The organism is Alloprevotella sp. Lung230, from assembly GCF_014385435.1.
GTDB lineage: Bacteria > Bacteroidota > Bacteroidia > Bacteroidales > Bacteroidaceae > Alloprevotella.
Window position 1 is genome coordinate 205,393 of the sequence record NZ_JACSUD010000001.1, and the last position, 15,750, is coordinate 221,142.

11 protein-coding genes are annotated in these 15,750 nt (G+C 55.2%); 8 read left to right on the top strand and 3 right to left on the bottom strand.

Annotated elements, in window-relative coordinates:
- Positions 1 to 11: 11 nt before the first annotated feature.
- Entirely contained in the window at positions 12 to 2,066 is a 2,055-nt protein-coding gene (locus H8527_RS00790) for a TonB-dependent receptor (RefSeq protein WP_187544796.1), read from the bottom strand.
- A gap of 534 nt (positions 2,067 to 2,600) precedes the next feature.
- On the opposite strand from H8527_RS00790, the gene H8527_RS00795 reads away from it, so the two are divergent.
- Together H8527_RS00795 and H8527_RS00800 are read left to right on the top strand one after the other, a co-directional pair.
- Positions 2,601 to 3,206, top strand: a complete 606-nt coding sequence (locus tag H8527_RS00795; RefSeq protein ID WP_187544798.1) for an HU family DNA-binding protein — start codon at positions 2,601 to 2,603, stop codon at positions 3,204 to 3,206.
- A 125-nt stretch (positions 3,207 to 3,331) separates the two neighbouring features.
- Positions 3,332 to 5,908 (top strand): transglycosylase domain-containing protein, encoded by a 2,577-nt coding sequence (locus H8527_RS00800; protein WP_187544800.1) that lies wholly within the window; start codon positions 3,332 to 3,334, stop codon positions 5,906 to 5,908.
- Positions 5,909 to 6,359: 451 nt separating this feature from the next.
- On the opposite strand, the gene guaA is transcribed toward H8527_RS00800, so the two are convergent.
- Together guaA and mscL are read right to left on the bottom strand one after the other, a co-directional pair.
- Positions 6,360 to 7,970: a glutamine-hydrolyzing GMP synthase gene (gene guaA, locus H8527_RS00805; RefSeq protein WP_187544801.1), complete on the bottom strand. Its 1,611-nt coding sequence runs from the start codon at positions 7,968 to 7,970 to the stop codon at positions 6,360 to 6,362.
- A gap of 79 nt (positions 7,971 to 8,049) precedes the next feature.
- A complete protein-coding gene (gene mscL / locus H8527_RS00810; RefSeq protein ID WP_187544803.1) occupies positions 8,050 to 8,466 on the bottom strand; it encodes a large-conductance mechanosensitive channel protein MscL in 417 nt (138 codons plus the stop codon).
- A gap of 163 nt (positions 8,467 to 8,629) precedes the next feature.
- On the opposite strand from mscL, the gene gap reads away from it, so the two are divergent.
- The 6 genes from gap (at position 8,630) to era (ending at position 15,691) form a co-directional block, all read left to right on the top strand.
- On the top strand, positions 8,630 to 9,640 hold the full coding sequence (gap, locus tag H8527_RS00815) for a type I glyceraldehyde-3-phosphate dehydrogenase (RefSeq protein WP_187544805.1): 1,011 nt from the start codon (positions 8,630 to 8,632) through the stop codon (positions 9,638 to 9,640).
- Between the two features lie 188 nt (positions 9,641 to 9,828).
- Complete coding sequence (locus tag H8527_RS00820; protein ID WP_187544807.1) at positions 9,829 to 12,516, top strand: valine--tRNA ligase; 2,688 nt, start codon at positions 9,829 to 9,831, stop codon at positions 12,514 to 12,516.
- 167 nt (positions 12,517 to 12,683) lie between these two features.
- Positions 12,684 to 13,163 carry a DUF177 domain-containing protein gene (locus tag H8527_RS00825; protein ID WP_187544808.1) on the top strand — a complete coding sequence of 160 codons (480 nt, stop codon included), beginning with the start codon at positions 12,684 to 12,686 and terminating at the stop codon, positions 13,161 to 13,163.
- A gap of 118 nt (positions 13,164 to 13,281) precedes the next feature.
- Positions 13,282 to 13,470 carry a 50S ribosomal protein L32 gene (gene rpmF / locus H8527_RS00830; RefSeq protein ID WP_187544810.1) on the top strand — a complete coding sequence of 63 codons (189 nt, stop codon included), beginning with the start codon at positions 13,282 to 13,284 and terminating at the stop codon, positions 13,468 to 13,470.
- Positions 13,471 to 13,714: 244 nt separating this feature from the next.
- Entirely contained in the window at positions 13,715 to 14,716 is a 1,002-nt protein-coding gene (locus H8527_RS00835; RefSeq protein WP_187544811.1) for a beta-ketoacyl-ACP synthase III, read from the top strand.
- A gap of 93 nt (positions 14,717 to 14,809) precedes the next feature.
- Entirely contained in the window at positions 14,810 to 15,691 is an 882-nt protein-coding gene (gene era / locus H8527_RS00840) for a GTPase Era (protein ID WP_187544813.1), read from the top strand.
- Positions 15,692 to 15,750: the final 59 nt, after the last annotated feature.

Sequence of the window (15,750 nt, forward strand, 5' to 3'; positions counted from 1 at the left end):
CGGGGCTGAAATCAGAGGTGAAGGATGAGGGATGTGCCCAGGCTGAGCGGACGGCCGAGCTGAGCAAAGTGGGTGGGCGCTTTGAAGGCGTAGACGTTGTAGTGGGTGTCGGTGAGGTTCTTGCCCCACACTTCCCAGGAGAGGTGGCCGAAGTCGGCGCTCACCTTGGCGTTGAGCAAAGCATAGAAGGGTTGCGCCACGGCATTGTCCTCAGCCCAGTAGATTTTGCCCACACCCGTCAGGCCGGCGCTGAGGGTGAGGCGTTTCAGCAGGCCGTCGTCGAAGAGGAGGGAGTAGGCCGCATTGAGGGCCAGCGTGTGGCGCGGCACGAGGGGCAGGAGGTGGTGGGAGAAGTCCTGCGCGGCGCTCTTCTTGTAGTCGATGAAGCGGGCGTAGGTGTAGCCATAGTTGGCGTGCAGCACGAGGGTGGGAATCGGACGCGCCGTGAGAGCAAGTTCCACGCCTTTGCTGTCGGAGTGTCCGGCGTTGAGGAGGATGTTGCCCTTGCCCGGCACGGTGTGGCTCACCTGTTGTCGGCGCCAGTCGATGTAGAACACGGCGAGGTCGGCCAGCAGGCGGCCGTCCAGCAGACGGAGCTTGCTGCCCAGTTCGTAGTTCCAGTTGAACTCGGGAGCATAAGTGCGCTCATCGTCCGTGCGGAACGTCTGGTTGAAGCCGCCGGCCTTGTAGCCGCGCGTCACCGAAACGTAGTAGAGATTGCGGTTGCGGGTGATGTACTGGAAGGCAAATTTGGGCGTGAGTTGATGGAAGCGGAGCCGACTGTCGAAGGTCGACACGGGTTTCCGCAGGCCGAGGGCCGAAAGGCGATAGGTCACCAGCGAGTAGTCGTCGCGAGCATGTTCGTAGTCGAAACGCAGACCGGCGGTGAGCGAAAGTCCGCGCCAGAGGTTGAAGCTCGACTGGTGGTAAAGGGCGAGGGCGGTGGTGGGGATTTCGTAGTGGGCCGGAAGGGCACGGTCTTGGACGATGTACTGCGTCTCAACGGTGTTGTCCACCCACTGCCGCATCCCGAACGCACCGACCACCCACTGGTAGCGCCCCGCGTGGTTGGACTTGAGCGTCAGTTCCTGGCTCAGCATCTTCTGCCCGAGGGTGTTGATGACGTAGTAGAGATCGGCCGGGGTGAAGTCCTGGTCGATAGTCTGGCGGTCGTCGACATACTGGAAGGCGGTCTGGCTGTTGAACGAAAGCGTTTCGTTCTCATAGCGTGCGCCGAAGCCCGACGAAGAGATGGTGCGGCGGTAGGTCGACGGGCGGTTGTAGTTCACCTCCGCTGTCCGTCCGCTGGCAGGGTCGTAGGCCGCATAGGGATAGCCCCCTTGGTCGGTGTGGTCGAGGAAGGAGTTGAGGCGCAGCGTCCATCCGGCCGCCGGTTTCCACACCAGAGCCAACCGTCCGAAACCCTCGTCGAGGGCATCGGCTTTGCGGTCGAGCGCTACATTGTGGAAACAGCCGCCGTTGTGGTGGTAGCCCCCCGAGAGGGAAAAACCGAAGTTGGGCGAAAGGCGGGCGTAGTGGGCCAACTGCACGCTGCGGTCGGCCTGAGTGCCGGCGCCCAACTTCAAGCGCGTGCCCTGATAGGCGATAGGCGAGAGGGAGTGAACGTTGATGGTGCCCCCGATAGCATTGCGACCAAAGAGAGTGCCCTGCGGTCCACGAAACACCTCGACGCTCCCCACCTCGGCCAGGTCGAGGTCGAAGGAGGAGTTTTCAAAGTGGGGCACGCCGTCCACGTTGAACGCCACCGTCGGGCCTTTGGCCTTGGCGCCGATGCCGCGGATGTAGATGGGGGAGTTTTGCTTCGATCCATAGTCGGGCATGTAGAAGTTGGGGAGCACGGCGGTGAGTTCCTTGATGTTGCCCACCTCCTGGTCGCGCAGGAAGTGGCGACCCAACACCGACACCGACGATGGAGCGAGGTTGCGCTTGTTGAGTTTGAACTCCACGACCTTGGCTTCTTCAAGGTCCACATTGTTTCGGGCCGTATCGACCGTCGTGTCATGTGCCGGCGCGAGAGTCGCGAGGCAAAGCAGGGTATTAAGCATAGGGTTTTCTGTTATGTCTGCCTGATGCGTTTCAGGCGGTGCAAAGGTACAGCATTTCTCAGGTTCTCGTAATCCTAAATTATAAGGATATTTTGCTCTTGGCGATCTCTCACGGCCGATGAGAGAGAGGAACTGTGCGAGGTTTTGCCTTCGGACTGCGGATATTCGCCCTCTCCGGGGATGAATATCGGCAGACGACAGCAGCAGAACAGGGAGAACACCGAGGTCACTCCTTTTCGGGCACACGAGGTGGATTTCGTCCGTCAATTCGTGGACGTTTCCCTTGCTCCCTTCGTGAGTTATTGCTATCTTTGCGGTGAGAAAAAATCGTCCCTTCGGGAAGAGACGAACGTCCCATCGCGAAGAAACGAATGTCCCTTCGCGAAGATACAAATGTTCCTTCGGGAAGAGACGATGACTATCCGGTCGCTGTCGACGACCACGACCCATTGCCATCTGCGCGAACGCCTCGCCCGTGGTGCGGCACAAACTCGACTCACAAAAGACTCCAACTCACCTTAAAACAAAAGCACTATGGCTGTACCCTACAAAATCCAAAAGACGACAGGAACATTTGCCGAAACGGACAAGTGGAAAGCCGTCGTAGACGAATACGAAACCATCGGTCTGGACTGGCTGAGCCGCCAAATCGTGCGGGGCACGTCGATGACCAGCGGCGACCTCATCGGCGCGCTCGTCTCCCTCAACAACGAAATGGCCGAGCAACTCATGGCCGGACGGCGCGTGCATCTGCCGGGACTGGGCTACTTCTCCCTCGCCGTGAAGGGCGACCTCTACGAAGACCCTAAAACGGGCAAGATGCGCCTGCGCAACGCTCAGGTGCGCACAGTGAAATTCCGTCCCGACAGGCAGATGATGGAGGCGCTCCGCGAGACAAAGTTTGAAAACGCGACCTACCGCGACGGCTTCTACGATGCGCCCACCGATGAGGAAATCGACGCTGCACTGGTGCGCCTCTTCGATGCGCAAGAGGTGGTGGTCACCTCGCGACTGCTCCGAGAATTGGGCGTGTCGCGCAGTGTGGGCTACCGCCTGGTGAAGCGCCTCGAAGCGGAGGGCAAACTGCGGAATGTGGGCACGCCTCATCGCAAAATCTTCATGCGAGGCACAAAACTGTGAGCCGCCCACGACAGTGCCCCCTTCGCCCGACCACGTGCACTGTGGGGCGGAAATCGCCCGTTTTATTTTGCTGGGTCGGGGGATTGCCGTACTTTTGCGTCAACTAAGACTGAAATCTTCTCAAGATGAATACTCAAAATCGCAGCTTCGGGGGCAAGCTTTTCCGCCCCTTCGCTTGGAGCGGCCGGCAAGTGTCGCGCTTCTGGCGCTGGTACAAAAGCCTCTATCGTCAAGCCCCTTGGTGGAAGAAGGCCGGAATCGGTGCGGCCTCCTTCGTGGCCTTCCTCGTGTTCTATTGTTTCGCCGTGCAGATCAATCTGTTCTGGCTCTTCGGCAAGTCGCCCTCGCTGAGCAGCATCATGCACCCCAAGAATGCAGCTGCCTCGGAGATTTACAGTGACGACGGCAAACTGCTGGGCAAGTTTTTCAACGAAAACCGCTCGCCCGTGCCCTACGACTCCATCGCACCGGCCTTTGTCGACGCCCTCATTTCGACCGAAGACGAACGCTTCTACAGCCACCACGGTGTGGACTTCTTCGGGATCTTCGCTGCCATGAAGGATGCAGCTCAAGGGCATGCCCGCGGAGCTTCGACCATCACGCAGCAATTGGTAAAAAACATGTTTCGCGTTCGCACAGAGTATTCCACCGGACTGCTCGGCTACATCCCCGGCGTGAAAATCCTCATCATGAAGAGCAAGGAGATGATCATCGCCACGGAGCTGGAACTCTTCTGTTCGAAGCAGGAAATCCTCACCATGTATGCCAACACCGTGGACTTCGGATCGAACGCCTACGGCATCAAGACGGCCGCCAAGACCTACTTCAAGACCACTCCCGCCGCCCTCAAAACGGAAGAGGCGGCCGTGCTCGTGGGACTGCTCAAAGCCACCTCGGCCTACAACCCCAAACTCCATCCGAAAAACTCCCTCCGGCGCCGCAACACCGTACTCGACAACATGCGCAACCACGGCAAACTTTCGGCCGAGGAGTGCGAACGCCTCAAAGAGAAGCCCATCGAACTGAAATTCGGCGTTGAGAGTGCCTACGACGGGCAGGCTCTCTATTTCCGCCAAGCCGTGGCCGAGGAGATGAAGACCCTCACACCCGAACTCGACCCCTATCGCGACGGACTGAAGATTTACACCACCCTCAACAGTCGCATGCAGCAGTATGCCGAGGAGGCCATGCGCCAGCAGATGCGCGTGGTGCAGCGCAACTTCGACAGCCACTGGGGACGTCAAGACCCATGGGTGGGCGAGGGCAACAAGCCGCTCCCCAACTTTGTGCAGGAGAAGATGCGGCAGACCGATGCCTACAAGATGCTTTCTGCCCGCTATCCCGACGACCCGGCCCAGGTGTGGCGCGTGCTCAACACGCCCCACAAGGTGCGCCTTTTCACCTACGACGGCCCGATTGAGCGAGAGATGACTTCCATCGACTCTCTACGCTATATGCTCCACTACATGCACGCCGGTTTCGTGGCCATCGAACCGCAGAACGGCTATGTCCGTGCCTATGTGGGCGACGTGGATTTCAACACGTGGCAGCACGACAACGTGAGCGCCGCCCATCAACCCGGATCTACCTTCAAACTCTTTGCCTACGCCACCGCCATCAAGCAGGGATGGTTGCCCTCCGATGCCCGCCTGAAAGACGAATATATCCAGATGGACGTGGTGGACAAGGACGGCAAGCCCTCCGTGTGGCGGCCGCACAACGCCAACGGCCGTTTCTCGGGTGCCAACATCCCCCTGCGCGCCGCCTTTGCCCAGAGCATCAACACGATTGCCATCAAGCTCGGACAGGAAGTGGGCATCGACAATGTCATCCGCACGGCACAGGACATGGGGGTGCAGTCGCGCCTTGAAAACGCTCCCTCTCTCGTGCTCGGCGCCAGCGATGCCACGGTGATGGAGATGGTGGGCGCTTATGCCGCCGTGGCCAACTCGGGCGAATACGTCAAGCCCACTCTCATCACGAAGATTGTTGATGCCGATGGCAAGGTGGTCTACGAAAGCCGCCGCGAAGCCCACACCGTGATGACGGCCAAGGAGGCCTTCTACATGCAGACGCTTCTCGCTGCCGGAGTGACCGATGCCGGCGGTACGTCCCAAAGCCTCGGTGCACAGCAGTATGCCGGCAAGTGGTTCTGGAACCGCACGCTCGACATGGGCGGCAAGACCGGCACGTCCAACTCCCACGCCGATGCATGGTTCATCGGTGTCACCCCCAACCTTGTGGGCGGTGCGTGGGTCGGCGGTGAATATCGCCAAATCCACTTCCGCACCGGTGCACTCGGACAGGGTTCGAAGACGGCCCTCCCCATCTTCGGCCTCTTCCTCAACAAGGTGCTGAGCGATGCTGCTCTGCGCGACCACTATTTAGCGAATTTCAACATCCCCGATGGTGTGAACCCGGCCGACCTCGAAGGCCGTATGCCGGCCCTGCCGACCGACACCCTCAGTGCCGACAGTACGCTCATAGACAACGACGACCTCATGGACGCCTCTGACGCTCCCACTCCCGAGAACGGCGAAGCTCCTGCTCCACCGGCAGAGCCTGCCCCTGCCCCCGCGGCTCCTACGGCTGCACCAGTTCCCGCATCGGCCGCTCCCTCCGCCCCTGCGGAAAAGGCAGAAAAGAAGCCGAAGGCCAAGCCCGCGAAGCCGGCCCGCAACAAGGACGATATGTTCAACTGATGCTGCGGCAGCAACAAATAAGCATGTTTAGAGAAACGAAGCTACGCTGCCACTCATAAGTTGGTCCCAAAATTAAATGTAGCTATCTTAATTGTAGAATATTCTCTACTTTGCCCCTATCTTTAGCTCCCTTTTCCGCCATTTCGCCTTTGTTCATCCCTCGTGTAGAAGGCCACACTCCTTCTTCACAAATTCTTCACAAAGACGACCTGACGGAAAAGGGAACAAAAACACCAAAGGTCATGTCGGTGTAAGAGAAATCCATGAGAGAGCAGATAACGTGACTGACAATCATTCAAAGATATCTGATAAGGTGACTGAAAGACGAAAGGTAATCGTGGAAAGAGTTGTAGCTAAAGCGTTAGGGAAAGGGACATATAAAAAACAACCGACCGGTTTCTTTCGCGAAACCGGTCGGTTGATGTTTTTATCGAAAAAGGGGAACGGCGGACTATTCCCACTCAATGGTTGAAGGTGGCTTGGAGGAAATGTCGTAACAAACGCGGTTGACACCCCGCACGTGGTTGATGATATCGTTGCTCACCTTGGCCATGAAGTCGTAGGGAAGATGTGCCCAGTCGGCTGTCATAGCATCGGTCGAAGTGACGGCACGGAGGGCCACGGCCTTCTCATAGGTGCGCTCATCGCCCATCACGCCGACACTCTTCACGGGGAGGAGCATCACGCCGGCCTGCCAAATCTGGTCGTAGAGCGAAACCTCGATTTCGCCCTCTTGGGGAGCATCGTTGGGCACACCGGCCGCCAAAAGGCGACGTGCTTCCACCACGTCCATCTTGACTTTGTAGTCGCGCAAGCCGCGGATGAAGATGTCGTCGGCATCCTGCAACACGCGCACCTTTTCGGGCGTGATGTCGCCCAGAATGCGCACGGCCAATCCGGGGCCGGGGAAGGGGTGACGATTCATCAGGTGTTCGGGCATACCCATCTGACGCCCCACGCGGCGCACTTCGTCTTTGAAGAGCCATTGGAGGGGTTCACAGATTTTCAGGTGCATCTTTTCAGGAAGACCGCCCACATTGTGGTGGCTTTTGATGACCTTGCCCGTGATGTTGAGACTCTCAATGCGGTCGGGATAGATGGTGCCTTGGGCGAGCCATTTAGCATCGGTGATTTTCATCGCTTCGGCATTGAAGACGTCGATGAAACCTGCACCGATGATTTTGCGCTTCTGTTCGGGCTCTTCCACTCCTGCCAGTTCTCGGAAGAACTTCTCGCTCGCATCCACTCCAATGACATTCAGGCCGAGGCATTTGTAGTCATCCATCACGCTTTGGAACTCATTCTTACGGAGCATGCCGTGGTCGACAAAGATGCAAGTAAGGCGGTCGCCGATGGCCTTGTTGAGCAGCACGGCCGCCACCGAGGAGTCTACGCCGCCCGAGAGGCCGAGAATGACGCGGTCGTTGCCGAGCTGGGCTTTGAGTTCGGCCACAGTGGTGTCGACAAAGGAAGCGGCACTCCAATCCTGGCGGCTGCCGCAGATGTCGACCACGAAGTTGCGCAGCAGTTGCGACCCTTGGAGCGAATGGAACACTTCGGGGTGGAACTGCACGCCCCAGAGCGGTTCGCCTTCGGCTTGATAAGCGGCATATTTCACCTTTTCGGTCGAAGCGATGCAACGGAAGTGATCAGGGATGGCGGTGATGGTGTCGCCATGGCTCATCCACACCTGTGAGTTCGCATGAAAACCTTTGAAAAGGGGATTGTCGAACTCGATGGTCGTGAGGTTGGCACGTCCATATTCGCGAGTAGCTGCCGGCTCCACCTTTCCGCCATAGATGTGCGACATGTACTGCGCACCATAGCAAATGCCCAAAATGGGGAGGCGGTGGCGGATGCCTTCCAGTTCGACCTTGAAAGCCTCAGGGTCGTAGACGGAGAAGGGCGATCCCGAGAGGATGACCCCAATGACAGAAGGGTCGTCGTGCGGGAACTTGTTGTACGGCAGGATTTCGCAGAACGTGTCCAACTCACGGACGCGGCGGCCGATGAGTTGCGTGGTTTGCGAACCGAAATCGAGGATGATGATTTTCTGTTGCATCGAAGGAAGAAGTAAAATGGAAATAAAATGTGACGCGAAGATAAAACATTTTCTTCGCGTCACAAAGTTTTCGAGATGATTATTGCTGTCGCTTCAGCAAATCGCGGATTTCAGTCAGCAACTCCTCTTGCGTAGGTCCGGCAGGTGTAGCAGGCTTTTCCTCGACAGGCCTCTCCCGTTTGAGGCGCATGATGGTGCGCACCAACAAGAAGACGCAGAAAGCAATGATGAAGAAGTTGAACACCGTTTGGATGAAGTTGCCATAGTTGATGGTCACGGCCGTTTGCCCTTCGATGAAAGCCGGGAGTTCGATTTTTAGTTCCTTGAAATCGACCCCGCCGATGAGCCATCCGATGGGTGGCATAATCAGATCTTCGACAATGGAGGTCACAATTTTGCCAAACGCTCCACCAATGATAACACCGACCGCCATGTCAATGGCATTGCCCTTGACAGCGAAGTCTTTGAATTCTTGTAAAAATGTAGATTTAGTCACTTTTCAATTTATTTTTTGTGGGGAAACACTGCAAATATAAAAAACTTTTCGTACTTTTGCCACATCAAAAAGGGGAAAAGTGGTGTTCGCTCCATCGTCTCCTCTCTTTTTGCTAAATCAACAAGTGTTTTACTCACAATAACTTCAATAACAAACATCTATTATGATCAAAGTAGGTATTAACGGTTTCGGTCGCATTGGCCGTTTCGTTTTCCGCGCCGCCATGGGCCGCAATGACATTCAGATTGTAGGTATCAATGACCTCTGCCCCGTTGACTACTTGGCTTACATGCTCAAGTACGACACGATGCACGGTCAATTCGATGGCACCATCGATTTCTGCACTGAAAAGAACCTCCTCATTGTCAACGGTCAGGAAATCCGCGTAACGGCTGAACGTAACCCCGCCGACCTCAAGTGGAACGAAGTAGAAGCTGAATACGTAGTAGAATCTACGGGTCTCTTCCTCTCCAAGGACAAGGCACAAGCTCACATCGAAGCCGGTGCAAAGTACGTGGTAATGTCTGCTCCCTCCAAGGACGACACGCCCATGTTCGTTTGCGGCGTAAACTTTGACAAGTACGTGAAGGGTACTCAGTTCGTTTCTAACGCTTCTTGCACCACCAACTGCTTGGCTCCTATCGCTAAGGTGCTCAACGACAAATGGGGTATCACTGATGGTCTCATGACTACCGTTCACTCTACTACTGCTACTCAGAAGACGGTCGATGGTCCTTCGCTCAAGGACTGGCGCGGTGGTCGTGCTGCTTCCGGCAACATCATCCCCTCGTCTACGGGTGCTGCTAAGGCTGTAGGTAAGGTTATCCCCGAACTCAACGGCAAGCTCACGGGTATGTCTATGCGCGTTCCTACGCTTGACGTATCGGTGGTTGACCTCACTGTCAACCTCGCTAAGCCCGCGAAGTACGAAGAAATCTGCGCTGCCATGAAAGAAGCTGCCGAAGGTGAACTCGCCGGCGTGCTCGGCTATACTGAAGATGCAGTCGTTTCTTCTGACTTCCTCGGTGATGTTCGCACTTCTATCTTCGATGCTAAGGCTGGTATCGCTCTTACCGACACCTTCGTGAAGGTTGTTTCTTGGTACGACAACGAAATCGGTTACTCGAACAAGGTGCTCGAACTCATTGCTCACATGAAGAAGGTGAACGGCTAATTTTTCGACAGCCTACCCCCATCTAACCACGGCCACGTTATGTTTTGCACATAGCGTGGCCGTTTTTTCATAGACAATCGTTGTCTTTTGACGGAAATTCAGTAACTTTGCAGTCCTTATTTATGGCGTGATTGCCGGAAAATCTTATTGACGGCACTCTCGCCACTCCATCACCTTCTTTCCCGATTATGGAATTAGCTACAAAATACGCCCCCGAAGCTGTGGAGGGCAAATGGTACAACTATTGGTTGAACCACAAACTTTTCAGTTCAAAACCCGATAGCCGCGAGCCTTATACCATCGTGATTCCGCCCCCTAATGTGACGGGAGTGCTCCACATGGGCCACATGCTCAACAACACCATTCAAGACATTCTTGTACGCCGCGCACGGATGGAAGGTAAAAACGCCTGCTGGGTGCCCGGCACCGACCACGCCTCGATTGCCACAGAGGCCAAAGTGGTGAACAAACTGGCACAGCAAGGCATCCGCAAGATGGATCTCACCCGCGAGGAGTTCTTGAAGCACGCGTGGGAATGGACGGAAGAGCACGGCGGTATCATCCTCAAGCAGCTTCGCCGGCTGGGCGCATCGTGCGACTGGGATCGCACGGCCTTCACCATGGACGAAACGCGTTCCAAGAGCGTGCTCAAGGTGTTTGTAGACCTCTATAACAAAGGGCTCATCTATCGTGGACTGCGCATGGTCAACTGGGACCCCAAAGCCCAAACGGCCCTCTCCAACGAGGAAGTCATTTATCGTGAAGAGAAGAGCAAACTCTACTACCTGAAATACTACGTTGCCGAAGACACCGGTGCAACCACGGGAGTGGAAGGCGAGGTGATTCACCAAGATGCCAAAGGACGCTATGCCGTCGTGGCCACCACACGTCCTGAAACCATCATGGGCGATACCGCGATGTGCATCAATCCCAAAGACCCCAAAAACGGTTGGTTGAAGGGACAGAAAGTGATAGTCCCCCTCGTAGGACGTGTGGTTCCTGTTATCGAAGACCGATACGTAGACATTGAGTTTGGAACGGGCTGTTTGAAAGTAACGCCAGCTCACGATGTCAACGACTACAATTTGGGCAGAACACACAACCTCGAAACCATCGACATCTTCAATGCCAATGGCACGCTGTCAGAGGCGGCTGGTATGTATGTGGGACAAGACCGCATGGAAGTGCGCAAACAGATTGCCATCGACCTCGAAGCCGCCGGTCTGCTCGAAAAAGTTGAAGACTACGACAACAAAGTGGGCTATTCAGAGCGAAATGCCGATACCGCCGTTGAGCCTCGTCTCTGCATGCAGTGGTATCTCTCGATGCAGCACTTTGCCGACATTGCGCTCCCTCCCGTGATGAACGACGAACTCAAATTCTACCCGGCCAAATACAAGAACACCTACAACAACTGGCTCAGCAACATCCAAGATTGGTGCATCAGCCGACAACTTTGGTGGGGACACCGCATTCCGGCCTACTACCTCAGCGCTCCCAACGCCGAAGTGGAAGAATTTGTCGTGGCTGAAACTGCCGAAGAAGCTCTTCGTTTAGCCAAAGAAAAGACGGGCAACGACAACCTGACCCTTGCCGACCTCCGACAAGACGAAGCCGCGCTCGACACTTGGTTCTCTTCGTGGCTCTGGCCGATTTCTCTTTTTGACGGCATCAACCATCCCGACAGCGAAGAGTTGGCCTACTACTACCCCACTTCCGACCTCGTAACGGGTCCCGACATTATTTTCTTCTGGGTGGCACGTATGATTATGGCCGGCTACGAGTACACCGGCAAGATGCCTTTCCGCAACGTCTACTTCACGGGAATTGTGCGTGACAAACTGGGTCGTAAGATGTCAAAGTCGCTCGGAAACTCTCCCGATCCCCTCGACCTCATCGACAAGTTCGGTGCCGACGGCGTGCGTATGGGTATGATGCTTTCTGCACCTGCCGGCAACGACATCCTTTTTGACGAAAGCCTGTGCGAACAAGGTCGCAACTTCTGCAACAAGATTTGGAATGCTTTCCGCTTGGTGCAAGGTTGGGAGGTGAGCGACACCCTTGCGCAACCCGAGACCTCGCGCCTCGCCATTGAGTGGTTTGGCGCACAACTTCGCAAGAGTGCAGCCGAAATGGCCGACCTCTTCTCCAAATATCGTTTGTCGGAAGCCCTGATGGAAGTGTATCGTCTGTTCTGGGATGAGTTCTCATCGTGGTATCTCGAAATGGTGAAGCCCGCCTATCAGCAGCCTATCGACCGCACCAGCTATGCCGCTACGATTGGTTTCTTCAACGACCTGCTCCACCTACTTCATCCTTTCATGCCCTTCATCTCCGAAGAACTCTGGCAGCACATCGAAGAGCGTAAAGAAGGCGAAAGCATCATGGTGTCGCCTCAAGACATCGCTGCACCTCGCTCCGAAGATGCCGCCCTCATCGCCGACATTGAGCGAGTGAAAGGGATTGTAACGGGTGTTCGTGCGGCTCGTGCGCAGAAGAACATTTCTCCCCGCGAAGCCCTGCCTCTGACCATCGTAGGCGAAAATGAACTCTCAGCCTACGACACCTTGGTGAAGAAGATGGCGACAATTAGCGAAATCGCGACGGCCACAGAAGCCAACGGAGCCGGCTACTCCACTTTCTTGGTGGGCACCACTCAATATGCTCTCTACTTAGGCGATGTCGTTGACCTCGAAGCTGAAAAGGAAGCCGCACGTGCCGAACTCGATCACCTGCGCAAGTTCCTCAAAAGCATCCAGGGCAAACTGGCCAACGAGCGCTTTGTGAGCGGTGCACCGGAATCCGTAGTCGCCATGGAGCGCAAAAAGGAAGCCGACACCTTGGCTAAAATTGCAGCCCTCGAAGCCAAACTCTAACTTCATCCGGCCTGTTCTTCAACCTTCTTTTTGAGAGAAAGAGGACTCAATTCGTACGCTTTTCAGTCCATAGCCCCATCAAAAAGCGGTTCAAAGCCGGAGAAGCAGTGACTTTTCTCTATTAAGAATTTTCTATTTCGCAAAAATAGTGTAACTTTGCAGTCGATATGTCCACGAACGACAGCCCTATTGTCAATCTTCGCCAAGTAGAGCGCGAGGATGCGCGTCTGCTTTTTCATCTGGATGATGCTTTCTTCGAGGCGTTAGACCAAGATGAAATTCTCGGTGGGTCGATAGAAGTCGAAGCCCTCGTGCGCTTCGGTGCAGCCGACACTTTTACTTTCTCTTACGCCCTCTCGGGGCGGGTGTCTGTCCCTTGCGACCGCTGTCTCGACCCGGTTTCGCTCCCCATCGAAGTGAAAGACCGCGTGAAAGTGGCTTATCGCGACAACGACGAAGCTATTGATGCCGACCTAACCGTCATTCCCTACTCTCAGCTCAATTATGACATGGCGTGGGACATCTACGAGCTAATCCTGCTCAATCTCCCGCTCCGGCGCATCCATTCCGAAGGCGAATGCAATGCCGACATGTTGAGCCGCTTCTCCATAGAGGAGGATTCCGACAGCGGTGAGTTCGATGCTTGAACAGGCTGGTGTGCAGCCCCTTTATTAGTTCCGGGGCATAGTTGGCACCTTTTGATGCGCGCTCCTGTTCGATAGTTCCCTCTCCTTATAAAGAATAACTCAAAAATAAGATAAAACAATGGCACATCCTAAAAGAAGACAGTCAAAGACTCGTACCCTCAAGCGTCGCACCCATGACAAGGCCGTAGCTCCTACGCTCGCCAAATGCTCCAACTGCGGTGCTTTCCACATCTACCACACCGTATGCCCCACTTGCGGCAACTATCGTGGTAAACTCGCTATCGTAAAAGAAGAAGTGGGCGAGTAATCCAAATTTCCCATAGATACTGCGATTTCGAGCCATCACCGATGGCTGGAAGTCGCATTATCTTTATGGGCAGGTGCCCCAGCTCCTCCCAGGGTCAATCCCGGGTACCCGCAACTACATCAGGCAGAAAGATTGAACGAACCGGCAAAGCCTCTTGGCCAACTTCTGCGGTTCGCGCATTAGCTCTTATTCGTGATGTAGAGACAAAACGCCGGGCAATATCACTTTTTTTTCCGAAACACCAATGGAGAAAATCAATGCAGTAATCACCGGAGTGGGTGGTTACGTTCCTGAGTACGTCCTCAACAACGAAGAACTGTCGCGCATGGTAGACACCAACGACGAGTGGATCATGACGCGCATCGGCATCAAAGAACGCCGCATTCTCAACGAAGAAGGCCTTGGCACCAGCTACATGGCTCGAAAAGCCGTCAAGCAGCTGCTCGAAAAGACGGGCACCGACCCCGAAGAAATCGAATGCCTCATCATGGCCACCACCACGCCCGACATGCCCATCCCCAGCACTGCGAGCATCGTGGTCGGACGCACCGGACTGAAAAACGCATTTTGCGTCGACCTCAACGCGGCCTGCTGTGGATTCCTTTATGCCATGGACATGGGCGCTTCCATGATACAAAGCGGTCGCTACAAGAAAATCATCGTTTGCGGTGGCGACAAGCTCTCCAGCATCGTCGACTACAATGACCGTGCCACCTGCCCCATCTTCGGCGACGGCGTAGGCGCAGTTTTGGTAGAAGGCACCACCGAAGACCTCGGTTGGAAAGACAGCTACCTCCGTGCCGACGGCAAGGGACTGCCCTATCTCTGCCTCAAAGGCGGCGGTTCTGCCTGCCCGGCCTCTTACTTCACCATCGACCACAACATGCACAAGATTCACCAGGAAGGCCGCACCGTCTACAAGTATGCCGTGACCTCCATGAGCGACTCTTGCGCCTTGATTGCCGAACGCAACAACCTCAACAAGGACAACATCACTTGGGTGCTTCCCCACCAAGCCAATGTGCGCATCATCGAAGCAGTCGCCAACCGCCTCGAAATGCCGATGGACAAAGTAATGCTCAACATCCAACGCTACGGCAACACCTCTGCCGGCACCATTCCCCTCGCCCTTTGGGACTACGAAAAGCAGCTCCGCAAAGGCGACAACATCATCCTCACCGCCTTTGGAGGAGGATTTACCTGGGGCGCAGCCTACATGAAATGGGGCTACGACGGCAACAAATAAACGCCCCTCTTTCTTCACAGCGGCCTTCGCTCCCCTATCGGCATCGAAGGCCGCTGTTTTTTATTTCCCCACCCTACAATTTCCGTAACTTCTATGCACAAAGCCGGTTTCGTCAACATCGTCGGCAATCCCAACGTCGGTAAATCAACGCTCATGAATCTCCTCGTGGGCGAACGCATCTCCATCGCCACTTTCAAAGCGCAAACCACACGCCACCGCATCATGGGCATCATCAACACCGACGATGCGCAAATCGTGTTCTCCGACACCCCCGGTGTGCTCAAGCCCAGCTACAAACTCCAAGAGTCTATGCTCGCCTTCTCCGAAGGTGCGCTTCAAGACGCCGATGTGCTGCTTTACGTTACCGATGTGGTGGAAAAGCCCGACAAAAATGCCGAGTTCATCCAAAAGGTACAGCAACTCAACGTACCCATCCTCCTGCTCATCAACAAAATCGACCTCTCCAATCAGAGCGACCTTGAGCAACTCGTATCCGCATGGCACGAGGTGCTGCCCACCGCCGAAATCTTTCCCATTTCCGCCCAGGCCAAGTTCAATGTAGACAACGTACTGCTCCGCATCAAAGAACTGCTTCCAGACTCTCCGCCCTATTTCGACAAAGACCAGTGGACGGACAAGCCCGCCCGCTTCTTCGTGACCGAAATCATGCGTGAAAAGATTCTCCTCTACTACGACAAAGAAATCCCTTACGCAGTCGAAGTAGCCGTCGAAGAATTCAAGGAAAGCGAAAAGAACATCCACATCCGCACCATTATCTACGTAGAACGCGACAGTCAAAAAGGCATCATCATCGGCCACAAAGGCGTTGCCCTCAAGAAGGTATCTACCGAAGCACGCAAAACCCTCGAAAAGTTCTTCCAAAAGAGCATCTATCTCGAAGTCTATGTCAAGGTCGACAAAGATTGGCGGCAAAACGAAAAGCGCCTTGAGGCCTATGGCTATCGCTTAGACTGAACCATTTTCCCCTTTATCCCCTCCGCACTTGCTGCATCTACGATAAGTGGGAGTGGGAC